This window comes from Asticcacaulis sp. EMRT-3 (assembly GCF_030027245.1).
GTDB lineage: Bacteria > Pseudomonadota > Alphaproteobacteria > Caulobacterales > Caulobacteraceae > Asticcacaulis.
Window position 1 is genome coordinate 768,329 of sequence record NZ_JASERT010000001.1, and the last position, 24,243, is coordinate 792,571.

Here is a 24,243-nt window from a genome sequence, read left to right on the forward strand (position 1 = left end):
GAGCATGTCTATTGAAAAACTCCAGGCTCTTGCCGAGCGTGCCAGCGCACAGTTCAAAGACGCGATTGTCGAATCGAAGCTTGAATATGGCGAACTGACCCTGACCGTGGCGCGTGAACGCATCGTCGAGATCATGGGCAAGCTGAAGGCCGAACCTTACCGCTTTCATCAGCTCATTGATATTTGCGGTGCCGACTATCCGATGCGCGCCGAGCGATTCGATGTTGTCTATCATCTCCTGTCGCTGACGCAGAATATTCGTGTGCGCGTCAAGGTGATGACCGATGAAGTGGTGCCGGTGCCGTCGATTCGCACCGTCTATCCGAACGCCGACTGGTATGAGCGCGAAGCCTTCGACATGTATGGCATCGCCTTTTCGGGTCAGCCCGATTTGCGCCGTCTGCTGACCGATTACGGCTTTATCGGCCATCCTTTGCGCAAGGACTTCCCGATGACGGGCCATGTCGAGGTGCGTTACGACGAAGAACAGAAGCGTGTGGTGTATGAACCGGTGAAACTGGTTCAGGAATATCGAAAATTCGACTTCATGTCACCGTGGGAGGGCGCGAAATATGTCCTGCCCGGCGACGAGAAGGCGGGGAGCTGACATATAGGCATAAGGGGGCAGGGCCATGCAAAGTGATAAGGATCGCCATTTCGGCGCAGTACGTTCGGCAGTAGCGTTTTTCCTGATGACCTTTTCAACGGCCTACCTCTTCACCATCGGGGTGAAGCTGACGGGCGGATTTACACGCTCACCCGATATACCGGCCGCCGGTCTGCAACAGACCGGCCTGTCGATCATTATCGGGGTGGCGATTCTGATCGTCGGCGCTGCCCTTCGTCGCTTGACGGCGGCGGAAATGCAGTCGGCGCTCCTGGGCGCGTCAGCGGTTTTGCTGGCCACTCCGGTAGCGGCGGCGGTTCTGAGCAATGACTGGGGATTGTCCACGGCTGTTGTTTCGGGATTCGGACTTTTGACCTTGGTATTCGGTCTGCTGATCGCCTTTATGCGCAGCGCCGAGTCGAACGCGGATGAATAGGTGGTTTTGAGCATGGCTGATGATGTGACGCCTCAGGCGATTCAAGGGGCCGTTAAGGCGGAAGACGATCGCAAGTTCACGATCAATTTCGGCCCGCAGCATCCGGCGGCGCACGGCGTTTTGCGCCTTGTGCTCGATCTCGACGGTGAAATCGTCGAGCGCGTCGATCCGCATATCGGGCTGCTGCATCGCGGCACCGAAAAGCTGATGGAAAGCCGCACCTATCTGCAAAACGTGCCCTATTTCGACCGCCTCGACTATGTGGCGCCGATGAATCAGGAACACGCCTTCGTGCTGGCCATTGAAAAGCTGCTCGGCCTCGAAGTGCCCAAGCGCGCGCAATATATCCGCGTGCTGTTCTCCGAAATCGGCCGCATCCTGTCGCACATCCTCAATGTCACCACCCAGGCGATGGATGTCGGCGCACTGACGCCCCCGCTCTGGGGCTTTGAAGAACGCGAAAAACTGATGGTGTTTTATGAGCGCGCCTCGGGTGCGCGTCTGCACGCCAACTATTTCCGCCCCGGCGGCGTTCACCAGGATCTGACGCCGCAACTGATCGACGACATGGTGGAATGGTGCCGCGAATTCCTGCCCAAGCTGGCCGATATTGAAACCCTCGTCACCGAGAACCGCATCTTCAAACAGCGCAATGTCGATATTGGCGTCGTGTCGAAGGAGCAGGCTTTCGACTGGGGCTTTACCGGCGTGATGCTGCGTGGCTCGAACGTCGCGTGGGACCTGCGCAAGAGCCAGCCCTATGAATGCTATGCCGAACTGGAGTTCGACATTGCGCTCGGCAAGAATGGCGATTGCTGGGATCGTTATCTGTGCCGCGTCGAAGAGATGAAGCAGGCTGTCCGGATTATGGAGCAATGCCTTGACAAGCTGAAGGTTACACCGGGGCCCGTTCTGTCAACCGACCATAAGGTGACTCCGCCGCGCCGCGCTGAAATGAAGAATTCGATGGAAGCGCTGATCCATCACTTCAAGCTCTATACCGAGGGCTTCCATACACCCGAAGGCGAGGTCTATGCCTGCGTCGAAGCGCCCAAGGGCGAGTTCGGCGTTTATCTGGTGTCCGATGGCACCAACCGGCCCTATCGCTGCAAAATCCGCGCGCCGGGCTTCCCGCACCTGCAAGCGATGGACTGGATGAACCGAGGCCATCTGCTGGCCGATGTGTCGGCCATCCTGGGCTCGCTCGACATCGTGTTCGGGGAGATCGACCGATGAACAATATCCTGATCGCCTGCGGCCTGCTGGTCGGGGTGATGGCGCTTAGCCTGTACCTGTCGCGGCCCAACTGGCCCTATCATCCGGGTGGGCAGAAGGGCTATATCACCGACATGCTGATCTATCTGCTGCTGCCGGTGGCGCCTGTGCTGATCTGTGTCGGCGGTTTCGGCCTGCTGACCCTCTACAGCGCGCAATTCCAGACCGAGACGGCGCGCTATGTCCTGCTCGGCATCGCCTTTGTCGGCATGATGGGTGCCAGACGCCTGCCCTTCGTGGCGGCGGCGCAAAACCGGGTGCGTATCGCCCGCAATGCCCGCTTCGAAGCGATGAGGTCGTGATGCCCGGCATATTTTTTGTGAAACCCATGTTTTCTGTGAAATACCGCTGTTTTCCTGTGGCTTTCTCCGCCTTCCGGTGTAAAGCCACCTCTAAATCATCCTGTTCGCATGTGAGAGAGGCCTGATGTCCTTACGTCGTCTCGCCAAGGAGCAACCGGCCAGCTTTACCTTTTCTGCGGAAACGCTCGAAAAGGCCAACTGGTGGATTGCCAAATATCCTGAAAGCCGCCGCCAGAGCGCGGTGATCCCCATCCTGTGGCTGGTGCAGAAGCAGGAGGGTTGGGTTTCCGAACCGGCCATTACCGCTATCGCCAAGCTGCTCGGCATGGCGCAGATCCGCGTTTTCGAATGCGCCACCTTCTACACCATGTTCCAGCTTGAGCCGGTCGGCTCGGCGGCGCTGATCCAGGTGTGCGGCACGACGCCGTGCATGTTGCGCGGTTCGGATGGCCTGATGAAGGTGTGCAAGGACAAGATCGGCGCGAAGGACAAGCTGTCGGCCGATGGCAAGTTCACCTGGCAGGAGGTCGAATGTCTGGGCGCGTGCTGCAATGCGCCGATGGCCCAGATCAACGACTATTATTACGAAGACCTGACGCCGGAAAACCTGGCCCAGATCATCGATGATTTTGCGGCGGGCAAGAGCCCCAATCCGGGCCCCTATAATGGCCGTCACACCTCCGAGCCTCTGGGCGGCGTGACCTCGCTGACCGATCCGAAGCTCTATGACGGCTCGGCGGCTAAGAAGATCAAGATCCCCAATGCGCCGGGTACTGAAGAGGTGAAAGCCTGATGATTCAGCCAAACGACAGGCATAAAACGCATGGTGACGGTCATTTTCAGCATCTGCTGAAAACCACCTACCGGCTGCCGATCCGCATCGCGTTTCTGGCCATGTTTCTTGGCCTGATCGCCGTGCAGGCCCTGCAAAACTATTGGGGACTGGTGGCTGGCGCTGTGACGCTGACTGCGGGTGCCTTGATCGCCATCTATGTCGGCGTGGCCGCGCTTTTCGCCACGCGCGCTCATCATCAGGTAAAGGGTAGTTGAGTATGGTCGGCATTCTCGAAGACAAGGACCGGATTTTCACCAACCTGTATGGTTTCCACGACTGGGGCCTGGACGGCGCGAAGCAGCGCGGCTGCTGGAACGCCACCAAGGACATCCTGTCCTATGGCCGTGACTGGATCATTACCAATGTCAAGAATTCGGGCCTGCGCGGTCGCGGCGGCGCGGGTTTCTCGACCGGGCTGAAATGGTCTTTCATGCCGAAAGAGGTCAAGGATCGCCCGCACTACCTCGTGGTCAATGCCGATGAATCTGAGCCCGGCACCTGTAAAGACCGCGAAATCATGCGCCACGATCCGCATCTGCTGATCGAAGGCTGTCTGATCGCCTCCTTCGCCATGCAGGCCCATGCCTGCTACATCTATTTGCGCGGTGAATATGTGCAGGAGCGCGAGCGCATGGAAGCCGCCGTCAAGCAGGCCTATGAAGCCAGGCTGATCGGCAAGAACAACATCCACGGCTGGGATTTCGACGTCTATATCCATCATGGCGCCGGCGCCTATATCTGCGGCGAAGAAACCGCGCTTCTCGAATCGCTGGAAGGCAAGAAGGGCCAGCCGCGCCTCAAGCCGCCTTTCCCGGCGGGTTCTGGGCTTTATGGCTGCCCGACCACGGTCAACAATGTCGAATCAATCGCCGTTGTCGGCACGATCTTGCGTCGTGGCGCATCGTGGTTCGCATCGTTTGGCGCGCCCAACAATACCGGTACCAAGCTGTTCTGCATTTCTGGCCATGTCGAGCGGCCATGCAATGTCGAAGAAGCCATGTCGATCCCGTTTCGCAAGCTGATCGAGGATCATTGCGGCGGTATTCGCGGCGGCTGGGACAATCTGAAGGCGGTCATTCCCGGCGGTTCGTCGGTGCCGATGATCACGGCGGAGCAGTGCGAAGACCTGCCGATGGATTTCGACACCTTGCGGAATCTGAAGTCGGGCCTCGGCACGGCGGCGGTCATTGTCATGGACAAGTCCACCGACCTGATCCGCGCCATTGCCCGCCTCAGCTATTTCTACAAGCATGAATCCTGCGGCCAGTGTACGCCGTGCCGCGAAGGCACGGGCTGGATGTGGCGGGTGATGGAGCGCATGGTCAAGGGTGACGCCGATCCGGCGGAAATTGACATGCTGCTCGAAGTCACCACCCAGATCGAGGGCCACACGATTTGCGCGCTCGGCGATGCGGCGGCCTGGCCGATTCAGGGCCTGATCCGCCATTTCCGTGGCGAGATCGAGGAGCGCATCGCGCTTTACCGGTCCGCCAAGGCCAATTTCGCCGGTCATCGGGTGGCGGCGGAGTAGGGACGAAGAACAGAGGACAGGGTGCCTTAAGCTGGGAAATCAGGCGAACGGCACCTTGTTGATCAAACGGTTTTACGAAGACTATGTTGCGGGCAATCGCTCATGGTTTTGATGCTGAAGGGCAAAAAAGCTATGAATTTCCGTAATATATTTGCAAATGTTGAGGTATAGGGCAGATGGCCAAGGCTAAAGTCAATGGTGTGGAGGTCGAGTTCGATCCCGGCATGACCGTGCTGCAGGTGGCGGAACTGGCGGGGGAGGAAATCCCGCGTTTCTGTTATCATGAGCGTCTGTCGATTGCGGGCAATTGCCGCATGTGTTTGGTAGAGGTCAAGCCGGGGCCGCCGAAACCGCAGGCTTCGTGTGCGCTGCCCGCCGCCGAAGGCCAGGAAATCTTCACCAATACGCCGATGGTCAAGAAGGCGCGCGAAGGGGTGATGGAGTTTCTGCTCATCAACCACCCGCTCGATTGTCCGATCTGCGATCAGGGCGGCGAATGCGACCTGCAAGACCAGAGCATGGGCTATGGCAAGGGCGGTTCGCGCTATCAGGAAAACAAGCGTGCGGTCGAGGAAAAGCACCTGGGCCCCACGATCAAGACCTTCATGACGCGCTGCATCCAGTGTACGCGCTGCGTGCGCTTCACCACCGAAGTGGCTGGCGTCAATGAAATGGGCATGATCTCGCGCGGCGAAAATGCCGAAATCACCTCCTATCTCGAACAGTCGGTGTCGTCGGAATTGTCGGGCAACGTCAATGACCTGTGCCCGGTGGGGGCCCTGACGCACAAGCCGTGGTCGTTCAACTACCGGCCGTGGGAACTGACCAAGACCGAGACGATTGACGTGCATGATGCGCTGGGCGCGCATATCCGCATCGATAATCGCGGACCCGCCGTGCTGCGCGCCCTGCCGCGCCTGAAAGAAGACGTCAACGAAGAATGGCTGACCGACAAGAGCCGCTATGCGGTCGATGGTTTGTCGCGCCGCCGTCTCGATACGCCGATGGTGCGCACCAGCAAGGCTGGAAAGTTGCAGCCGGTAAGCTGGGACGAGGCGCTGAAGGCGGTCGCTGTCAAAATGAAAGCGACGGCAACGGGCCGGATCGGCGTGATTGCCGGTGACCTGTGCGACGCCGAAACCATGAAGGCGGCCAAGGATCTGTTCTACGGCCTGGGCGTGACCAATCTCGATTGCCGCCAGGAAGGCGCGAAAATCGGGCCTGTGACGCAAACGACGCCGCGTGAATCATGGCTGTTCAACACCGGTATTGGCGGGATTGAAGAGGCCGACGCCGTTCTGATGATCGGCACCGATCTGCGCCACGAAGCGGCCCTGATCAATACGCGCATCCGCAAGAGCTGGCTCAAGGGCAATGTGCAGGTAGGTCTGGTGGGCCAGCCGGTCGATCTGACCTATGACTACACCCATGTCGGCGCGGGCACCAAGGGCCTGAAAGACCTGAAGAAACATGCCTTCCGCGATGTGCTGAAAAACGCCCAGCGCCCGGCCATTCTGGTAGGCTCCGGCGCGATTTCCGGCCCGGACGGGGCGGCGGTGCTCAAGGACATCGCCGAACTGGCCGATGCCTGCGGCGTGGTCAAGGGTGACTGGAACGGCTTCAATATCGTTCACACGGCGGCCAGCCGCGTGGCTGGTCTTGATCTCGGCTTCGTGCCGGTGGGCGAGGCGCTCGACGCCGCCGCCATGCTGACGGGCGGGGTGGATGTTCTGTTCCTGCTCGGTGCCGACGAAATTGACACGTCGCAACTGGGTAACACCTTCGTCGTCTATATCGGATCGCACGGTGATGTCGGGGCCTCGGCGGCCGATGTGGTGCTGCCCGGTGCGGCCTATACAGAAAAGTCCGGCATCTATACCAATCTCGAAGGCCGGGTGCAGATCGCCGAGCGCTGCGTCTTCCCCAAGGGCGAAGCGAAGGAAGACTGGGCCATATTACGCGCCCTGTCGGGCCATCTCGGCCATACCCTGCCTTACGATTCGCTGAAGCAGTTGCGTGAAAAACTGATCACCGATCATCCGGTTTTCGGGCGCGTTGACGTCAAGCCGGCAATGAAAACTTTCGATGTCAAGGCGATGGGTGCCAAGGGTGCCATTGAAGATCGCGTCTTCACATCGCTGATTACTGATTTTTATCTGACCAACCCGATCGCCAGGGCTTCTGAGGCTATGGCGGAATGCTCGGCGGCCCGCAGGCCGCCGGTCAGCGCGGCGGCGGAATAGGGGTACGAACACGATGCATAGTTTCTGGTCATCACCCTGGGGCTGGACGATCATCACGATCGGCGAGACGCTGGCCGTCATCGTCGGCGTCATGGTGTCGCTCGCCTTCCTTCTGTGGGGCGACCGCAAGGTCTGGGCGGGCGTGCAGATGCGCAAGGGCCCCAATGTCGTCGGGCCGTTCGGTCTGATGCAGTCGTTTGCCGACTTCCTGAAGTTCGTTCTGAAGGAAGTGATTATCCCGGCCGGGGCTGACAAGTTCATCTTCATGCTGGCCCCGCTGATCAGCTTCGTGCTGGCCTTCGCCGCCTGGGCGGTGATTCCGTTCGCACCGCAATGGGTGGTGTCGAACATCAATGTCGGCATTCTCTACCTGCTGGCCATTTCATCGCTCGGTGTTTACGGCATCATCATGGGCGGCTGGGCTTCGAACTCGAAATATCCGTTCCTCGGCGCGCTGCGTTCGGCGGCGCAAATGGTCAGTTATGAAGTCTCGATCGGTTTCATCATTGTCACCGTTATCCTGCTGTCGGGTTCGCTCAATCTGAGCGACATCGTCAATAAGCAGGCCGGGGGTTTCTGGAACTGGAACGTTTTCGGCGGCGGCCACTGGCCCCTGCTGATCGTGATGATCCCGATGATGGTCATGTTCTATATCTCGGCCCTGGCCGAAACCAACCGCCCGCCGTTTGATCTGCCCGACGCGGAATCGGAACTGGTGGCCGGTTATCAGGTCGAATATTCCTCGACACCCTATCTTTTGTTCATGATCGGCGAATACGCCAATATCGTGCTGATGTGCGCGATGATCACCATCCTGTTCTTCGGCGGCTGGCAGTTTCCGTTTCCGCTGGAAAGCCTGCATCTGCCGCCGGTGGTCTTCACCCTGATCTGTTTGCTGACCTTCATCGTCAAGGTCGTGTTCTGGTTCGTCATGTTCGCCATGGCCAAGGCCATCGTGCCGCGCTATCGCTATGACCAGTTGATGCGTCTGGGCTGGAAGGTTTTCCTGCCGGTTTCGCTGGTAGCTGTGCTGGTCGTGGCGGCTTACCGTGTTTATGGAGGCGCATTATGATGTCGCGCATCGTTCAGGGCTTCAAGGCCGCGCTTTTGATGGACTTCGTCGGCGCTACCGGCCTTGCCGTCAAATATATGCTGAAGCCGAAGGCCACGATCAACTACCCGTTTGAGAAGGGCCCGATCAGCCCGCGCTTTCGTGGTGAACACGCCCTGCGCCGTTATGACAACGGCGAGGAGCGCTGCATCGCCTGCAAGCTGTGCGAGGCGATCTGTCCGGCTCAGGCCATTACCATCGAGGCCGAGCCGCGCGCCGATGGTTCGCGCCGCACCACACGCTACGACATCGACATGGTGAAGTGCATCTATTGCGGCCTGTGTCAGGAAGCCTGTCCGGTGGACGCCATTGTCGAAGGCCCGAATTTCGAATTTTCGACCGACACGCGCGAAGAACTTCTCTACGACAAGCAACGGCTTCTTGATAACGGCGACCGCTGGGAACGCGAAATCGCCCGCAGTCTTGAACTCGATGCGCCGTATCGCTGAGTGAGGATGTGAGCCTATGACCCTGATGCAAATCGCTTTTTATATCATGGCGGCCCTGACGTGTTTGTCGGGGCTGGCCGTGATCACCCAGCGCAATCCCGTCCATTCGGTGCTGTTTCTGATTCTCGCCTTCTTCTCGGCAGCGGGCCTGTTCGTACTGATGGGCGCGGAGTTTCTGGCCATGCTGCTGGTCGTCGTCTATGTCGGCGCAGTGGCCGTCCTGTTCCTGTTCGTCGTCATGATGCTCGATGTCGATTTCAACAAGCTGCGTCAGGGCTTTACCAGTTATCTGCCCATCGGCCTGGTGGTCGGGCTGGTTCTGCTGGTCGAACTGGTCATTGTCAGCGTCAGCGTGGCCACGAAAGGCGCGGCGGCAGGTCAATTACCGCAGGCCTTCACGGCCAATGAAAGCAATATCAAGACCATCGGTCATGTGCTCTACACCACTTATGCCTATCTGTTCGAGGCGGCGGGCTTCGTTCTGCTGGTGGCCATGGTGGGGGCCATCGTCCTGACCCTGCGTGATCGCGGTCAGGTCAAGCGTCAGGATATATTCAAGCAGGTTACGCGCCGCCGCAAGGACGCCGTAGCCGTGGTTTCCGTCAAGACGGGCGAAGGAATTGAGGAATGATCGAACTTTCCAACTATCTGACCGTATCGGCCATTCTGTTCACCATTGGCGTTGTGGGCATTTTCCTCAACCGCCGCAATGTCATCATCATCCTGATGTCGATCGAACTGATGCTTCTGGCGGTCAATATCAACTTCGTCGCCTTCTCGGTCTATCAGCATAATGTGCTGGGTCAGATCATGGCGATGTTCGTCCTGACTGTGGCGGCGGCCGAGGCGGCTGTCGGACTGGCCATTCTCGTCACCTTCTTCCGTAATCGCGGCGACATCGAGGTCGATGACGCCAGCATGATGAAAGGCTAATCCCAGGTGCTTTCTTCAATGCATTCCCATATGCCTGCCGTGGTCACGGCCTGCGTCATGCTGCCGCTGGCGGCCGCTTTCGTGGTCGGCCTGTTTGGCCGCCGCCTTGGCAATATCGCCTCGCAGACGATCACGACCGGGCTTTTGTTCGTGTCGTGCCTGCTCGGCTGGTCCACCTTCATCGCCCATACCTGGGGCGGCATGGCGGACTTCACCGTCCAGCTTCTGCCCTTCATCAATATCGGCGATTTCCATTCGGCCTGGTCGGTGCGTATCGACGCCATGTCGTGCGTGATGCTGGTGGTGGTGACCACCGTGTCGTCTCTGGTTCACCTCTATAGCTGGGGCTATATGGCGGAAGACCCGTCGCGGCCGCGCTTCTTCGCCTATTTGTCGCTGTTCACCTTCGCCATGCTGATGCTGGTGACCGCCGCTGACTTCATGCAATTGTTCTTCGGCTGGGAAGGAGTGGGGCTGGCCTCGTATCTGCTGATCGGCTTCTGGTTCAACAAGGAAAGCGCTTCTTCGGCGGCCATCAAGGCCTTCGTGGTCAATCGCGTCGGCGATTTCGGCTTTGCGCTTGGCATCATGACCGTGTTCTGGCAGTTCCATACGATCAATTTCGCCGAACTGTTCCCAATGATCGCCGCCCACAAGGGCATGGTGTGGCAATTCGCCGGTCACAGCTTCTCGGGCCTTGATCTGGCCGCCTTCCTTTTATTCATCGGCGCGATGGGTAAGTCGGCGCAGTTCTTCCTGCACACCTGGCTGCCCGACGCTATGGAAGGCCCGACGCCCGTTTCGGCCCTGATCCACGCCGCCACCATGGTGACGGCCGGCGTCTATATGGTTTGTCTGCTGTCCCCCCTGTTTGAATATGCGCCGGTGGCCAAGATGATCGTCGCCTATATCGGCGCGATCACCGCCATCTTCGCTGCCACGATCGGCTTTACGCAGAACGACATCAAGCGCGTCATCGCCTATTCAACCTGTTCGCAGCTCGGTTATATGTTCTTTGCGGCGGGTGTCGGAGCCTATCCGATGGCTATGTTCCACCTGTTCACCCACGCCTTCTTCAAGGCGCTGCTCTTCCTGGGCGCAGGCTCGGTGATCCACGGGATGCACCATGAGCAGGACATGCGCAAAATGGGCGGTATCTGGAAATATATGCCCGTCACCTATGCGGTGATGACCATCGGCACCATCGCTATTACCGGCATTGGCATTCCCTTCACCAATATTGGTTTTGCCGGATTCTTCTCGAAAGACGCCATTATCGAATCGGCCTGGGCCATGCACGGCACACCACAAGGCATGTTCGCCTTCATCATGGGCGTGGCGGCGGCATTCCTGACGGCGCTCTATTCTTTCCGTCTGATCTTCATGACCTTCCACGGCAAGAAGCACTGGCTGCATGAGGAGGGCGACCATCATCATGAGGTCATTGACGGTCACAACGTTTCCGAACCCGAACACGCCGATGACCATGCTCATGCGCATGATGATCACGGCCAAGATCATGGTCATGGTCATGGTCATGGTCATACGCCGCACGAAAGCCCGCTGATCATGCTGGTGCCGCTGCTGGTGCTGGCCTTCGGGGCGGCTTTCGCTGGCTTCCTGTTTGCACCCTACTTTATCGGCGAGCATTTCCAGCAGTTCTGGGGCAAAGCGATCTTCCTGGCGCCCGGTAATGACGTGATGGAAGGCCGTGAGCACATCACCCAGCTCTGGGTGCATCTGGCGCCTTTGGCCGTGACCCTTCTGGGCATCGCTGTTGCCTGGTATTACTATATTGCCCGGCCTGATCTGCCGAAAAAGATGGCAGCCAAGGACGGCCCGATCTACAACTTCCTGTATCATAAGTGGTATTTCGACGAAATCTATCAGGCGACCTTTGTTAAGCTGACTAAGGTGCTGGGCGATTTCTTCTGGAAGATCTGCGATATTCGCATCATCGACGGGCTTGGGCCCAACGGCGCGGCCTGGGCGGCCCTCAAATCCGCCAAGAACCTCGTCAAGACCCAGACCGGTTATGTTTATCACTACGCCTTCTTCATGTTCCTGGGGGTTGTGGGGCTTTTGTCCTACGTCCTGTGGATGGTGCGCTAAGGAGAGATGGATTTACCAATGCTACCGACAATTCCCAATCTCCTGAGCCTTATCACCTTCGCGCCTCTGTTCGGTGCCATTGTGATCGGCATCGTGCGGGCTCTGGCGCGCAAGGACGACGAAGCCGTCATCGCGCGCAATGCCAAATGGATCAGCCTGTGGACCACGCTGATCACCCTGGCCCTGTCCGTGGTGCTCATTCTCGGCTTCAACCGCCACAATCCCGGCTACCAGTTCGAGGAACACTATAAGTGGTTCGGGCCGATCTCGTACCATATGGGCGTGGACGGTATTTCGATCCTGTTCGTGCTGCTGACCGCCTTCCTGATGCCGCTCTGTATCGCGGCGTCATGGAATTCGATCAAGACGCGCATTACCGAATATATGATCGCCTTCCTTGTGCTGGAAACCCTGGTCATCGGCGTGTTCACCTCGCTTGACCTGTTCCTGTTCTACATCTTCTTCGAAGGCGGCCTGGTGCCGATGTTCCTGATCATCGGTATCTGGGGCGGCGCTAACCGCGTCTATGCCGCCTACAAGTTCTTTCTCTATACCCTGCTGGGATCCGTGCTGATGCTGGCGGCCATGCTGTACATGGTCAATACGCTCGGCACCGCCGACATCCCGACGATGACCGCTATGCTGAAGGCGCATCCCTATCCGCTGGTCGTGCAGGGCTTCCTGTGGTTCGCCTTCTTCTCGTCCTTTGCCGTCAAGATGCCGATGTGGCCGGTACATACATGGTTGCCCGACGCCCACGTCGAAGCGCCCACCGCGGGTTCGGTGATGCTGGCCGGTATCCTGCTCAAGCTCGGTGGCTACGGTTTCATCCGCTTCAACCTGCCGATGTTCGCCGCTGCCTCGCACATGTTCGCACCGCTGGTCATGACCCTGTCGGTCATCGCCATTGTCTATACCTCGCTGGTCGCCTTCCGTCAGACCGACATCAAGAAGCTGATCGCCTATTCGTCGGTGGCCCATATGGGCTTCGTGACGATGGGGATTTTCGCCGGCAACCAGCTCGGCGTGCAGGGCGCAGTGTTCCAGATGATCAGCCACGGCATCATCTCCGGCGCGCTCTTCCTTTGCGTCGGCGTGGTATATGACCGCTGGCATACACGCGAGATCGCCTTCTATGGCGGACTGACCAAGCTGATGCCGCACTATGCTTTCGTGTTCCTGCTGTTCACTATGGCCAATGTCGGCCTGCCGGGCACGTCGGGCTTCATCGGCGAAATCACCTCGCTGACCGGCGGCTATCAATGGAGCACCTGGGTGGCCTTGTTCGCCACTCTGGGCGTGATCTTCTCGGCCGTCTATGCGCTCAACCTCTACAAGCGCGTGATGTTCGGCGAAGTGACCAATGACGCCTTGAAAAAATACCCCGATCTGTCGGCGCGCGAGATCGCTATCTTCGCACCGCTCGTTCTGGGCACCTTGCTGCTGGGTATCTATCCGGCTTTCGTTTTTGACTTTACTACCGCCAGCGTCAATACGGTCGTCACGGCCTATCAGACGATCATCGGCGGATAAGGGACACGAGCTAGAAAAATGGATTTGCACCTCGCTCTCTCAATGGCCCTGCCGGAAGCGATCCTGGCTCTCGGATCGCTGCTGATTCTGGTCTTCGGTTCCTTCCGCGGCGACAAGGGCATGACCTCGGTCAGCGCCCTGTGCGGCGTGGCCCTGATCTGCGCTGCGGCGGCAGCCCTGTTCGACCGTCAGGGCACATTGTTCAACGGCTCGTTCGTCGTCGATAATGTCGCCATCTTTGCCAAGGTGGTGGTCTATATCGCCGCCACGCTCATCATCGTGCTGGGGCAGGGTTATTTCGACCGCCTCGGCCACCGTCGTTTCGAATTCCCTGTGCTGATCACCCTGGCGGCGCTTGGCATGAGCATGATGATTTCGGCGGGTGACCTGATCGCCATGTATATCGGCATCGAGATGCAGTCCCTGGCCTTTTATGTGCTGGCAGCCTTCCGCCGCGATGACGCGAAATCGTCTGAAGCGGGTTTGAAATATTTTGTGCTGGGTGCCCTGTCGTCGGGTCTGTTGCTGTATGGCGCTTCGCTGATTTACGGCTTCTCAGGCTCGATGAATTTCCATGACATCGCCCATGCAATGGTGGCGCATCCTGGCGTCGGCCTGATCTTCGGTCTGGTGTTCCTGATCTGCGGTATTGCCTTCAAGGTGTCGGCGGCACCCTTCCATATGTGGACGCCCGATGTTTATGAAGGCGCACCCACGCCGGTTGTGGCCTTTCTGGCCGGGGCACCGAAATTCGCTGCCATTGTGATGTTCGCGCGCATTCTGCAAACGGGTTTCGCGCAGGAAGCGGGTCAGTGGCAGCAGGTCATTCTGGTGATTTCCGTGCTGAGCTTCGTTATTGGAGCGCTGGGTGGGCTGATGCAGAAAGACATCAAGCGCCTGCTGGCCTATTCGTCGATCGCCAATATGGGCTATGCCCTGCTGGCCATCGCCGCCGGTCAGGTCGGCATAGCGCCGCTTCTGATGTTCTTTGTGCTGTACATGGTCGATGCGCTCGGCCTGTTCTCGGCGCAGATGGCGCTGAGCCGCAAGGGTGAGCCGGTCCTGCGCATCGACCAGTTGGCGGGCCTTTCCAAGGTCAATATGCCGATGACCGTGGTGATCACCATGCTGGCCCTGTCGGTTCTGGGGATGCCGCCGTTCGGTGGTTTCTGGAGCAAGTTCTTTGTCTTTGGTGCCGCTATCAAGGCCGGTCTGTGGAGCTTCGCCGCCGCCGGTCTGGTGGCTTCGGTCGTCGCGGCTTTTTATTACCTGCGCATCATCAAGCTGATGTGGTTCGATGCCCCGGCAGGCGACATGGACAAGACGCCGCGCGAAGCCCGCTGGATCGCCTATGCCTGCGCCGCCTTCTCGTTTCCGCTGGTCATCATCTTCCTGATCTTCGTCTACCCGCTGGCCGTTAATGCCGCCCAGTCGTTCGGCCTGTAAGCCGCGCCAGTGGCCAGGTTCGAGATCTTCGACAGCCTGCCTTCCACCCAGACCCTGGCCCTGCAAAGGCTGCGGTCGGGGCCAGAGGGGGCGGGCTGGATCATGGCCCGCGAACAGACGAAGGGCGTGGGGCGGCATGGCCGAAACTGGGTAGGCCAGAAGGGCAATTTCATGGCCTCGCGCTATGAGATCATGCAGGTCGATATTCGTCATGTGCCGCAATTGTCGTTCGTAACGGCGCTGGCCGTCTATGAAATGCTGCGCCCCGTGGTGCCCGATACCGATGAGGCCATGCGCATCAAATGGCCGAATGATATTCTGTACAAGGGACATAAGCTGTGCGGCATCCTCGTCCAGACCGAAACCGTCGATGAACCGGGCAAGCTGGGCGTGGTGATCGGAATCGGGCTCAACTTGCGCGTCGCGCCCATTCTGGAAGGCTATCCTACCGTGGCGCTGAAGACGGTCAGCCCCGAAGGTGGCAAGCTGACGCCAGATGTGGTGTTGCACAAGCTGAATGGTCATCTCGATGGTGTACTCGATCTGTGGCGCAGCAAGGATTTCAGCGACATTGCCAAAGCCTGGTTCAAGCGCGCCTATGGCATAGGGCGGCAGGTCAGTGTCAGCCATGAGGGCCGCGAGGTGAGGGGGCGGATGACCGGCCTCGACGCTTTCGGGGCCTTGCGTATCTTAAGCCCCGACGGACAGGACTATTCCATCACCGGCGGCGATGTGATCTACGGAGACGCATGATGCTGCTGGCGATTGAACAGGGCAATACCAATACGCTTTTTGCCATCCATGATGGTGAGGGCTGGGTGGCGCAATGGCGCGTGGCCACCGAAAGCACGCGCACGGCCGATGAATATGCCGCCTGGCTTTACCAGCTCATGCAGATGCAGGGGCTGGATTTTAAGTCGATCGATGATTGCATTATTTCCTCGGTCGTGCCGCAGTCGCTGTTCAATCTGCGCAAACTGGCCCAGCGCTATTTTGGCAAAACGCCTTATGTGGTTGGAGAAAATGCGCGACTTGGTATCGAGGTGCGTATCGACAAGCCGCGCGAGGCCGGGGCCGACCGGCTGGTCAATGCTGTGGGCGGTCATATTCACTATGACGGGCCGCTGCTGATCATCGATTCGGGTACGGCCACCACGTTTGATGTGGTGAGCGCAGATGGCGGCTATGAAGGCGGGGCTATCGCGCCGGGAATCAATCTGTCGCTCCAGGCCCTGCATTCGGCGGCGGCCAAGCTGCCGCGCATCGCCATCGAGAAACCACCGCGCGTGATCGGCAAGGATACGGTCAGCGCGATGCAGGCCGGCATATTCTGGGGCTATGTGGGGCTGATCGAGTATCTGGTGGCGGCGATCCGCAAGGAATATGGACAAAAGATGACAGTCATCGCCACGGGAGGGGTGGCATCGCTGTTCGAAGGTGCTACAGACAGCATCGAACATTTCGATCACGACCTGACGCTGCGGGGGCTGCTTGAGGTTTACAGGCGTACGCTCGCTGCCTGACGCAGCGGCATTGGATAAGAATGAAAAAGACAGACAACGAACTCGTGTTTTTGCCGCTTGGCGGCTCAAACGAAATCGGCATGAATCTCAATCTCTATGGATTCGGCCCGGCGCATGATCGCCAGTGGATTATCGCCGATGTCGGCGTGACCTTTGGTGACCTGACCACGCCCGGCATTGAAGTCATCGTGCCTGATCCCGAATTTCTCAAGGGCGAGACGATTCTCGGCATCGTGCTGACCCACGCCCACGAGGATCATATCGGTGCCATTGGCTGGCTGTGGGACAAGATCAAGGCCCCGATCTATGCCACGCCGTTCACCGCCTTCCTGGTGCGTGAAAAGCTGCGCGAAGCCGGGGTTGAGGATTTCAATCTGACGGAAGTGCCGCTGAATGGCAGCCTGAAGATCGGCCCGTTCGATATTGATTATATTACCCTGACCCATTCCATCGCTGAACCGAACGGTCTGGCGATTCGCACCGATCTGGGCACCGTATTCCATACGGGCGACTGGAAGATCGATGACGCTCCGATCACCGGTGCGCCGACCGACATCGCGGCCATCAAGGCGCTGGGCGATGAAGGTCTGCTGGCGATGGTCTGCGATTCGACCAATGTTTTCGTCGAAGGCCGCGCCGGTTCCGAAGACGATGTGCGGATCGAACTGGAAAAGCTGCTCAAAACGCTGAAAAAGCGCGTGGCTGTGGCCTGTTTCGCCTCCAATGTGGCGCGAGTCGATTCGGTGATGCGCGCGGCTATGGTGTGCGGACGGCAGGTGTGCTTGGTGGGTCGTTCGATGCACCGCATCACGGCGGCGGCGCGCCATGTCGGCTTGCTGGCCGGTATTCCTGAGCCGGTCACCGAACATGAAGCGGCGAAACTAAAGGCGCGTGACGTGCTTTATCTGTGCACGGGTTCGCAAGGTGAGCCGCGCGCCGCCCTGTCGCGCATTGCCGACGGCAATCATCCCCTGGTCAAGCTTAGTTCGGGCGATGCCTGCATCTTTTCCTCGCGCGTCATTCCCGGCAATGAGATCGGCATTCGTTCGTTGCAGAACCGCCTGTCGGATCTCGGCGTTGAAATCCATACCGAGCGCGATCATCCCGGCATTCACGTTTCAGGCCATCCGTGCCGCGAAGAACTGAAGGACATGTATGGCTGGGCGCGGCCGCGCATCTCCATACCGACGCATGGCGAGCGCCGCCACCTGCTTAAGCACGCGGCCCTGGCGGCGGAAATCGGCATTGCCGAACAGGTGACGCCGCGCAATGGCGATATGGTACGATTGGCACCCGGCAGGGCAGAAATCATTGATGAGGTGCCCGCCGCGCGCCTGTTCGTCGATGGTGGCCATCTGGTGCCGGAAGCTTCGGATGCTTTGCGCGAACGCCGCCATGCCGCCCATAATGGCATGATGTTCGTCTCTTTTGCGCTTGATTCCAAAAATCGCCTGGCCTCGATTGTCGATGTACGCGGGCTGGGTCTGGCCTTCGAGGATGAAGACGTCATCTCCGATCAACTGGAGGCAATCTGCTTGCTGGTTGAAAAGGCGGTCAAGGGTATGTCCGGCGAAGACCGCGATGATGATGCGTCGGTCGAGATCGTGGTGGCGCGTGTCGTGAAAAAGGCGGCGCAATCAATCTGGGGTCGTCGTCCGATTGTCGAAACCATCATTATCCGTATTTAAAATTCGCGTATAAAGAGAATTTTGGTTCGGGCTCCGCAAATTCTGCGTAGCCCGAACCGCCTATAGAATGCTATTTTCCATCAATATTGACAGCATTCTGCTCATACCCATGATCATGATGGGAATGGGTTTGGACTATTTTTGTTAGAGCGGTCTGCATTCTGATTGAATCGGTCAAAGGAATGCAAACCGCTCTAAATTTTACGTTTTTCCGCATCTCGCATTCAATTTGTAAGTCAAATTAAATGCTCGTTGCTCTAGCGTGTTGAATTATAAGCGAAAATTAAGATTACGCACAGAAAATCAATATTTATTTTCTGAAACACACATCGATCATCATTCAGAGCCAAACTTAAGTCCTTGCATCAGCCCCTTGAAAAGACTTAATTTTAGCCTGAAACGCGAATTTTACGATTTGACCAGCACATAGGCACCGGGGGCGTCCATCAGGGGTTTGAACCTGCCCTTGGCCGGGTCGCGTGCCGCAATCATCGGGCCGGAACGCTCATGCAGCCAGGCGGCCCAGTGCGGCCACCACGAGCCCGCGTGCATTTCGGCACCGCTCAGCCAATCGTCAAGCGTGTCGGGGTGGGCGTCATTGAGCCAGTGCATGTATTTCTGCGCGGCGGGCGGATTGACAACACCGGCGATGTGGCCGGAACCGGCCAACATGAAGGTGACCGGCCCGCCGAACAGTTTCGACCCCTTATAGACGGAACCCGGCGGCGCGATGTGGTCTTCGCGCCCGGCCTGCTCATAGATCGGAATCTTGACCTGTTTCAGGTCAATATCAACGCCGGCCAGAGTCAGTTTGTGCTGGCTCAGGGCGTTCTCACCGTAGAATTTGCGCAGGTAAAACAGATGCAGCGCCTTGGGCATCCGTGTCTGGTCGGCGTTCCAGTACAGCAGGTCGAAGGCCGTCAGATCGCGCCCTAACAGGTAATTATTGACGAAGAAAGACCAGATCAGGTCGTTGGCGCGCAAGGCATTGAAGGTGTCGGCCATCGCTGTTCCCGGCAGGACGCCACCGGCGGCGTCCATCTGGCGTTCGAGTTCATTGAGCCAGTGTTCGCTGGTGAACAGCAACAGATCGCCCGCCTCGGAAAAATCGTGCTGGGCCGTGAAAAAGGTGGCCGAGGCGATCGACGTGTCGCCTTTGGCAGCCATATGGGCCAGGGTAACGCCGAGCAATGTGCCGCCGATGCAATAGCCCACGGCATTGACCTGATCGACGCCGCACTGTTCCTTCACCCGCGCCACGGCCTCGTAAATACCGCCGAACATATAGTCCTCGAAGCTCGTATCCTTCATCGAAGCATCGGGATTGATCCACGATACGAGAAAGACGGTAAAGCCTTGTTCGGTCAGCCACTTGATCAGCGAATTCTTGGGCTGCAAATCAAGGATATAGTATTTGTTGATCCACGGCGGGAAGATCAGCAGCGGAGTTTCACGCACCTCATCGCTGGCAGGGCTGAATTGCAGGAGCTCGAAATAGGGACCGCGCCATACGACCTTGCCGGGGCTGGTGGCGACATTTTCACCGACACGAAAATGGCCGTAATCGGCCTGACTGATCTTGAGTTTGCCATCGCCGCGCGCCAGATCATCGGCGAAGCGTTCCATGCCCTTGACCAGACTTTCGCCGCCGGTTTCGAGCAGGGTTTCGAGCGCTGCCGGATTGGTGAGCAGGAAGTTGGCCGGTGACATGGCATCGGTCAGCAGCTTGGTGAAAAATTCGGCGCGGCGCTTGACCAGCGGATCTATGCCTTCGGCGCTGGCGATCAGCTTGTTGATCCAGTTCGATGACAGCAGATAGGACTGCTTCATCATGTCGAACACCATATTCTGTTCCCAGCGCGGGTCAGCAAAGCGTTTGTCGAACGGTTTTTTGACACCAGTTTGCGCCGTGTCGTCATCGGCCCCCTTACCCAGAGAACGGCGCGCCATCTGGCCCCACAAGCCCATATAGCCGGTCAGAAGTTCGTTTTGCGCCTCGATCAGTTTTTCCGGTTTGGACGCCAGGGCGCTGGCCACTTCGGTCATGGCGGGGCCAACCTGAAAGGGGTCGGCGGGGCCTGCATCGTCTTCGGGTGGACGAAAAAGGGTGCGAGCCAGGGCGCTTTGCGCCGTCATGCCGGCCTTGGCGATATTAAGCGACAGGGTTTCGAGGCGGCGCATGGTGTCCGTATCGAACGCACTGGCTGTGTCGAGGGGCGCGGTGGCGGCGGGGTTTTCAGCAGCGGCCTTCATGGACGCTTTTTTCACCGTTGCTTTTTTTGGTGAGGTTTTTTTGGGCGGGGCCTTATGGGCCATCGGCGTCCCGGCCTGAGTCGCAGGGCTTGCCCCGTTTTTGACCGCACGCTTTCTCGAAGGCTTTGCGGGCGCTTTCGGATCGGTCTGAACCTTTTCCTGCGTCTTATCCTGAGCTTTGACGGATGGAGGTACGGGCGGTTTGCTCATCGGAGTCCTTTGGCGAAAGACAGGTTTAGGGGCAGGCTTGTGAAAGCTGTGCACCCGTTCAGCTCTTGCGGGCAATTAAAATTATATTTCGCACTTCCGTTAAAGTGGAAGAGGTTTTACCCATGCTTTTTATAATCGGGGGCGATTTCGCTTGTCTTGCTACAAGGCAACATCGTAAATTCAGGCAAAATGCGGTTGTGCGCGGAGACAGTTTTGGCCAGACACGGAAATTTCCTGATCGCGGACTCTTGCGCACGACTGTCCGTAAGGCACCGCGCCCTGCTGATAGTGGCGTGCCTGATGACGGTCTGTCTCAGTTCGATGGCCGGGAGGGGTGAGGCCCAGCCCCAGACGGAAGCTTCCGCGACCGGGCAATCCGCCCCCACACAGCCTGTGCAGGCACCGATTCCCTTGCTGAAAACCGATCCCGGCGATTTGTCTTCCTTTCCAAAATGGTCACAATTTCCCGTGCCTCCCGCTAAGGTAACGCCGCTTTCGGAATTTGCGCGCCGCGTGGCCTTGCTCAACCGGGCGGGTGCGAACTTGCATCAGGAAACCTCACGAATCGTCTGGCCCAGCGAAACGCCGCAACAGGCGCATGATGCGATCATGGCGCGCATGGATGCCAGCCGTCAGGCACCGGTGGAAAAACCCATGACGGTTCAGGATATAGAAGCCCTCGGCGCGGCTTTGCGTAAGCGCGTCACGCCTCCGCCCATTGTGAAGTAAGTCTGTTCAGCCCCTGTCGGGTCTGCTAACAGCCCCAAGGCGCGCTTTCAAAGAAAGCGTGTTCAAAAAGGTGAAAACACCTGCATTCAAGCGGCAATAACAAGCCGCATTTCGTAAATGTCTGAAAACAGAAGACAATAATGCCAGATACAATTGAATTGAAAAAGGAAAATGCCATGAATATCGAGTTTGATCTCAGCCTCGATATTGTGCGTGTTGCCGAAGAAGCCGCCATCGCCGCCTATCAGCAGGTGGGTGGCGGTGATGAAAAAGCCGCCGATCAGGCGGCAGTCGATGCCATGCGCACCAGCCTCAACGCTATTGACATGGATGGTCGCATCGTCATCGGTGAGGGTGAGCGCGATGAAGCCCCCATGCTCTATATCGGCGAAAAGGTCGGCACAGGCAAAGGCCCGGCCATCGACATCGCGCTCGATCCGCTGGAAGGCACCACCCTGGCCGCCAAGGCTATGGCCAATGCCCTGGCCGTTATCGCCTTTGCGCCGCGCGGCGGCATGTTGCACGCGCCCGACACCTATATGGACAAGCTGGCTATCGGGCCCGGTTATGCGCCGGACGTGGTCGATCTCGACGCCACGCCCGAAGACAATGTGCGCTCACTGGCCAAAGCCAAGGGGGTGGCTGTATCCGAAATCGTGGCCTGCGTGCTGGATCGTCCGCGTCACGACGCCATCATCACCTCGCTGCGTAAGGCAGGCTGCCGGGTGCATCTGATCACCGACGGCGATGTGGCGGGGGTGATCCATACCGCTCAACCTGAAACCGGCATCGACATCTATATGGGGCAGGGCGGCGCGCCCGAAGGCGTTCTGGCGTGCGCGGCTTTGAAATGTGTCGGCGGGCAGTTTCAGGGACGATTGGTGTTTCGCAATAATGACGAGCGTTCACGCGCCGAGCGTCTGGGCCTCAGCGATTTCGACCGCAAATATCTGCTCAACGATCTGGTCAGCACCGATGCGGTTTTCATCGCCACCGGCGTGACCAATGGCGCCTTACTGCGCGGCGTCAATATGGAAACGACAGCACGCGGCGAAGTCTTCGTCACCACCGAAAGTCTGGTGATGATGTCCAAAACCCATACGGTGCGCAAGCTTTCCATGCGCCGCCCCCTGAAGCGCTGATATGGATACCGTGCCCGTCAGACCTCTGGCCGAAGCGCCGTCTTATCTGGGCGTCGGACGGTCGCTGACGGGGCGGGCCTGGCGTGAACGGATCGCCACGCTTGGCGTGACCCCCGAAGCTCTGCGCGAAATAACGCACCGGCTGGGCCTGATGAATGTGGCGGATAGTGACTTTGTCGGGCCGCTGGCGCGTTTCGTGGCCGGGCGTGGCATCACCGCCGATACGCTGGAAGCGTTCATTTTTCCGACTCTGAAAGCGCTTTTTCCCGATCCGTCCTGCTTTATGGACATGGATAAGGCTGTGGCCGCCATGCTCAATGCCTATGAGCGCAAGGCGAAGATCTGCATTTTCGCCGATTATGATGTCGATGGCGCCACCAGTGCGGCGCAACTCGTGCGCTGGTTTCGTCATATGGGCCACGAACTGAGCGTCTATGTGCCCGACCGCATGACCGAGGGCTATGGCCCGTCGAACGCCGCCTTTGACAGCCTGAAACGACAGGGTGCCGATCTGGTCATCACCGTCGATTGCGGCGCGATGGCGCATAAACCCCTCGACCACGCGGCAGACATCGGCCTCGATGTGGTGGTGATCGATCACCATCTGATGCGCGAGGAACCACCGCACGCTCTGGCCGTGGTCAATCCCAACCGGCCGGGCTGCACTTCAAAGCAGGGCAATCTGGCAGCGGCCGGCGTTGTGTTCGTCGTCATGGCGGCGCTCAACCGTGAAGCTGAAAAAAGAGGGCTGTTTGCAGAGCGCAGCAAGCCCGATCTGGTGCAATGGCTGGATCTGTCGGCACTTGGCGCGATCTGCGACGTGACGGCGCTGACCGGTTTCAACCGCGCCCTGGCGGCGCAGGGCCTGAAGGTGATGTCGCAGCGGCGCAATGCCGGTATTCGCGCCCTGATGGAGGTGGCGGGCGATGGCGCGGGCGGGGCGGTCAGCCTGATGGGCACCTTCCATTCGGGTTTCGTCATCGGGCCACGCATCAATGCCGGCGGCCGGGTCGGACGTTCCGATCTTGGTGTGCGGCTGTTATCGACCGATGATCCTGATGAAGCGGCCAGTCTGGCGCAGGAACTGGACGAATTGAACCGTCTGCGCCGTGAGGTTGAGGCCGGTGTACTGGAAGAGGCCGTACAAACCGCCGAGGCGCAAGGCTTATGGCCGAGTGACGATCCGGTCATCGTGGTGGCAAAAGAAGGCTGGCATCCCGGTGTGATCGGCATTGTGGCCGGTCGTCTGCGCGAACGCTGGCGCAAGCCGGTGGTTGTCATCGGTATCGATCCTGTGTCGGGCATGGGCAAGGGGTCGGGACGCTCGCAGGCCGGAGTCAATCTCGGCGAGGCGGTGGGGGCGGCGTTTGAGGCCGGAATCCTGCTGTCCGGTGGCGGCCATGCTATGGCGGCGGGGCTGAGCGTCGAGGCGGAGGCGCTTGGCGAACTGCGCCGTTTCCTCAATGACTATGTGCGCGCGCACGTGGCGGAGGCCGACCGGGTCGAGGCGGTTGAGGTCGATGCGCTGATCAGCGTGCGTGCCGCTTCGCGTGATTTTTTCGACCGGCTCGATCTGCTGGCACCTTACGGGCAAGGTAATCCCGAACCCTTGCTGGCCTTTGCCGATGTGCGCGTGGCCTATGCGGCGGTGATGAAGGGTGGCCATGTGCGGTTTGAGCTGAACGATGACAGTGGCGCGAAGCTGAAGGGCATTATGTGGCGCGCCGAGGGCACGCCGATCGGTGACGCCCTGCTGCGCCCGGCCGGAAAAGTCCATGTGCTGGGACGCCTCAAGGCGGACGATTATATGGGGCGGTGCGGTGTTCAGCTTGAGATTGAGGATATGGCGCTGGCCACAGGCCGCGAGCTGTGAAAAAGCACAAAA

Annotated in this window: 22 protein-coding genes; 21 read left to right on the plus strand and 1 reads right to left on the minus strand. The window is 58.8% G+C overall.

All coding sequences use genetic code 11. The annotated features are described in order from the left end of the window. Nucleotides 1-4: 4 nt before the first annotated feature. The 18 genes from QB905_RS03770 to QB905_RS03855 all read left to right on the plus strand — a co-directional run bounded on the left by QB905_RS03770 (nt 5) and on the right by QB905_RS03855 (nt 18,024). On the plus strand, nt 5-607 hold the full coding sequence (locus QB905_RS03770; protein ID WP_282973227.1) for an NADH-quinone oxidoreductase subunit C: 603 nt from the start codon (nt 5-7) through the stop codon (nt 605-607). Between the two features lie 25 nt (nt 608-632). Beyond that, nucleotides 633-1,043, plus strand: a complete 411-nt coding sequence (locus QB905_RS03775) for a hypothetical protein (RefSeq protein WP_282973228.1) — start codon at nt 633-635, stop codon at nt 1,041-1,043. Nucleotides 1,044-1,055: 12 nt separating this feature from the next. Then, the gene (locus tag QB905_RS03780) at nt 1,056-2,279 is read left to right on the plus strand and encodes an NADH-quinone oxidoreductase subunit D (protein WP_282973229.1); all 1,224 of its coding nucleotides are present in this window, start codon (nt 1,056-1,058) and stop codon (nt 2,277-2,279) included. After that, nucleotides 2,276-2,620 (plus strand): hypothetical protein, encoded by a 345-nt coding sequence (locus QB905_RS03785; RefSeq protein WP_282973230.1) that lies wholly within the window; start codon nt 2,276-2,278, stop codon nt 2,618-2,620. Before QB905_RS03780 ends, QB905_RS03785 begins: the two co-directional genes overlap by 4 nt. A gap of 124 nt (nt 2,621-2,744) precedes the next feature. Next, nucleotides 2,745-3,413 carry an NADH-quinone oxidoreductase subunit NuoE gene (nuoE, locus tag QB905_RS03790; protein ID WP_282973231.1) on the plus strand — a complete coding sequence of 223 codons (669 nt, stop codon included), beginning with the start codon at nt 2,745-2,747 and terminating at the stop codon, nt 3,411-3,413. After that, nucleotides 3,413-3,670 carry a hypothetical protein gene (locus QB905_RS03795; RefSeq protein WP_282973232.1) on the plus strand — a complete coding sequence of 86 codons (258 nt, stop codon included), beginning with the start codon at nt 3,413-3,415 and terminating at the stop codon, nt 3,668-3,670. Before nuoE ends, QB905_RS03795 begins: the two co-directional genes overlap by 1 nt. Before the next feature lie 2 nt (nt 3,671-3,672). Next, on the plus strand, nt 3,673-4,986 hold the full coding sequence (gene nuoF / locus QB905_RS03800; protein WP_282973233.1) for an NADH-quinone oxidoreductase subunit NuoF: 1,314 nt from the start codon (nt 3,673-3,675) through the stop codon (nt 4,984-4,986). A 176-nt stretch (nt 4,987-5,162) separates the two neighbouring features. After that, on the plus strand, nt 5,163-7,229 hold the full coding sequence (gene nuoG, locus QB905_RS03805; RefSeq protein WP_282973234.1) for an NADH-quinone oxidoreductase subunit NuoG: 2,067 nt from the start codon (nt 5,163-5,165) through the stop codon (nt 7,227-7,229). Nucleotides 7,230-7,242: 13 nt separating this feature from the next. Continuing rightward, nucleotides 7,243-8,301: an NADH-quinone oxidoreductase subunit NuoH gene (nuoH, locus tag QB905_RS03810; protein WP_282973235.1), complete on the plus strand. Its 1,059-nt coding sequence runs from the start codon at nt 7,243-7,245 to the stop codon at nt 8,299-8,301. Beyond that, entirely contained in the window at nt 8,298-8,789 is a 492-nt protein-coding gene (nuoI, locus tag QB905_RS03815) for an NADH-quinone oxidoreductase subunit NuoI (protein WP_282973236.1), read from the plus strand. The genes nuoH and nuoI overlap by 4 nt, the downstream gene beginning before the upstream one ends. Before the next feature lie 16 nt (nt 8,790-8,805). Further along, entirely contained in the window at nt 8,806-9,420 is a 615-nt protein-coding gene (locus QB905_RS03820) for an NADH-quinone oxidoreductase subunit J (protein WP_282973237.1), read from the plus strand. After that, nucleotides 9,417-9,722, plus strand: coding sequence for an NADH-quinone oxidoreductase subunit NuoK (gene nuoK, locus QB905_RS03825; protein ID WP_282973238.1), 306 nt, complete (start codon nt 9,417-9,419; stop codon nt 9,720-9,722). The genes QB905_RS03820 and nuoK overlap by 4 nt, the downstream gene beginning before the upstream one ends. Nucleotides 9,723-9,752: 30 nt before the next feature. After that, entirely contained in the window at nt 9,753-11,834 is a 2,082-nt protein-coding gene (gene nuoL / locus QB905_RS03830; protein WP_282975567.1) for an NADH-quinone oxidoreductase subunit L, read from the plus strand. Between the two features lie 18 nt (nt 11,835-11,852). After that, complete coding sequence (locus QB905_RS03835; protein WP_282973239.1) at nt 11,853-13,367, plus strand: NADH-quinone oxidoreductase subunit M; 1,515 nt, start codon at nt 11,853-11,855, stop codon at nt 13,365-13,367. Nucleotides 13,368-13,385: 18 nt separating this feature from the next. Next, nucleotides 13,386-14,813 (plus strand): NADH-quinone oxidoreductase subunit NuoN, encoded by a 1,428-nt coding sequence (gene nuoN / locus QB905_RS03840; protein ID WP_282973240.1) that lies wholly within the window; start codon nt 13,386-13,388, stop codon nt 14,811-14,813. 9 nt (nt 14,814-14,822) lie between these two features. Continuing rightward, nucleotides 14,823-15,566, plus strand: a complete 744-nt coding sequence (locus QB905_RS03845) for a biotin--[acetyl-CoA-carboxylase] ligase (protein WP_282973241.1) — start codon at nt 14,823-14,825, stop codon at nt 15,564-15,566. Then, nucleotides 15,563-16,336, plus strand: coding sequence for a type III pantothenate kinase (locus tag QB905_RS03850; protein ID WP_282973242.1), 774 nt, complete (start codon nt 15,563-15,565; stop codon nt 16,334-16,336). The genes QB905_RS03845 and QB905_RS03850 overlap by 4 nt, the downstream gene beginning before the upstream one ends. A 20-nt stretch (nt 16,337-16,356) precedes the next feature. Continuing rightward, complete coding sequence (locus tag QB905_RS03855; protein ID WP_282973243.1) at nt 16,357-18,024, plus strand: ribonuclease J; 1,668 nt, start codon at nt 16,357-16,359, stop codon at nt 18,022-18,024. A gap of 408 nt (nt 18,025-18,432) precedes the next feature. Here the strand turns inward: QB905_RS03855 and phaC are convergent, their stop codons facing one another. Beyond that, the gene (gene phaC / locus QB905_RS03860) at nt 18,433-20,277 is read right to left on the minus strand and encodes a class I poly(R)-hydroxyalkanoic acid synthase (RefSeq protein WP_282973244.1); all 1,845 of its coding nucleotides are present in this window, start codon (nt 20,275-20,277) and stop codon (nt 18,433-18,435) included. A 678-nt stretch (nt 20,278-20,955) separates the two neighbouring features. Here phaC and QB905_RS03865 point away from each other — a divergent pair. The 3 genes from QB905_RS03865 (at nt 20,956) to recJ (ending at nt 24,231) form a co-directional block, all read left to right on the plus strand. After that, nucleotides 20,956-21,216 carry a hypothetical protein gene (locus QB905_RS03865; protein WP_282973245.1) on the plus strand — a complete coding sequence of 87 codons (261 nt, stop codon included), beginning with the start codon at nt 20,956-20,958 and terminating at the stop codon, nt 21,214-21,216. A 176-nt stretch (nt 21,217-21,392) separates the two neighbouring features. After that, nucleotides 21,393-22,358: a class II fructose-bisphosphatase gene (glpX, locus tag QB905_RS03870; RefSeq protein WP_282973246.1), complete on the plus strand. Its 966-nt coding sequence runs from the start codon at nt 21,393-21,395 to the stop codon at nt 22,356-22,358. A gap of 1 nt (nt 22,359) precedes the next feature. Next, nucleotides 22,360-24,231 (plus strand): single-stranded-DNA-specific exonuclease RecJ, encoded by a 1,872-nt coding sequence (gene recJ / locus QB905_RS03875; RefSeq protein WP_282973247.1) that lies wholly within the window; start codon nt 22,360-22,362, stop codon nt 24,229-24,231. The last annotated feature ends 12 nt before the right edge of the window (nt 24,232-24,243 follow it).

What these genes read in the sequence shown, in the direction of transcription:
- QB905_RS03780 (WP_282973229.1), top strand. Translation starts at nt 1,056, where the DNA reads ATGGCTGATGATGTGACGCCTCAGGCGATTCAAGGGGCCGTTAAGGCG.
- QB905_RS03795 (WP_282973232.1), top strand. Translation starts at nt 3,413, where the DNA reads ATGATTCAGCCAAACGACAGGCATAAAACGCATGGTGACGGTCATTTT.
- recJ (WP_282973247.1), top strand. Translation starts at nt 22,360, where the DNA reads ATGGATACCGTGCCCGTCAGACCTCTGGCCGAAGCGCCGTCTTATCTG.
- nuoE (WP_282973231.1), top strand. Translation starts at nt 2,745, where the DNA reads ATGTCCTTACGTCGTCTCGCCAAGGAGCAACCGGCCAGCTTTACCTTT.
- QB905_RS03855 (WP_282973243.1), top strand. Translation starts at nt 16,357, where the DNA reads ATGAAAAAGACAGACAACGAACTCGTGTTTTTGCCGCTTGGCGGCTCA.
- nuoI (WP_282973236.1), top strand. Translation starts at nt 8,298, where the DNA reads ATGATGTCGCGCATCGTTCAGGGCTTCAAGGCCGCGCTTTTGATGGAC.
- QB905_RS03850 (WP_282973242.1), top strand. Translation starts at nt 15,563, where the DNA reads ATGATGCTGCTGGCGATTGAACAGGGCAATACCAATACGCTTTTTGCC.
- nuoH (WP_282973235.1), top strand. Translation starts at nt 7,243, where the DNA reads ATGCATAGTTTCTGGTCATCACCCTGGGGCTGGACGATCATCACGATC.
- nuoG (WP_282973234.1), top strand. Translation starts at nt 5,163, where the DNA reads ATGGCCAAGGCTAAAGTCAATGGTGTGGAGGTCGAGTTCGATCCCGGC.
- QB905_RS03775 (WP_282973228.1), top strand. Translation starts at nt 633, where the DNA reads ATGCAAAGTGATAAGGATCGCCATTTCGGCGCAGTACGTTCGGCAGTA.
- phaC (WP_282973244.1), bottom strand. Translation starts at nt 20,277, where the DNA reads ATGAAGGCCGCTGCTGAAAACCCCGCCGCCACCGCGCCCCTCGACACA.
- nuoF (WP_282973233.1), top strand. Translation starts at nt 3,673, where the DNA reads ATGGTCGGCATTCTCGAAGACAAGGACCGGATTTTCACCAACCTGTAT.
- QB905_RS03820 (WP_282973237.1), top strand. Translation starts at nt 8,806, where the DNA reads ATGACCCTGATGCAAATCGCTTTTTATATCATGGCGGCCCTGACGTGT.
- QB905_RS03770 (WP_282973227.1), top strand. Translation starts at nt 5, where the DNA reads ATGTCTATTGAAAAACTCCAGGCTCTTGCCGAGCGTGCCAGCGCACAG.
- nuoL (WP_282975567.1), top strand. Translation starts at nt 9,753, where the DNA reads ATGCCTGCCGTGGTCACGGCCTGCGTCATGCTGCCGCTGGCGGCCGCT.
- QB905_RS03835 (WP_282973239.1), top strand. Translation starts at nt 11,853, where the DNA reads ATGCTACCGACAATTCCCAATCTCCTGAGCCTTATCACCTTCGCGCCT.
- QB905_RS03785 (WP_282973230.1), top strand. Translation starts at nt 2,276, where the DNA reads ATGAACAATATCCTGATCGCCTGCGGCCTGCTGGTCGGGGTGATGGCG.
- nuoN (WP_282973240.1), top strand. Translation starts at nt 13,386, where the DNA reads ATGGATTTGCACCTCGCTCTCTCAATGGCCCTGCCGGAAGCGATCCTG.
- nuoK (WP_282973238.1), top strand. Translation starts at nt 9,417, where the DNA reads ATGATCGAACTTTCCAACTATCTGACCGTATCGGCCATTCTGTTCACC.
- glpX (WP_282973246.1), top strand. Translation starts at nt 21,393, where the DNA reads ATGAATATCGAGTTTGATCTCAGCCTCGATATTGTGCGTGTTGCCGAA.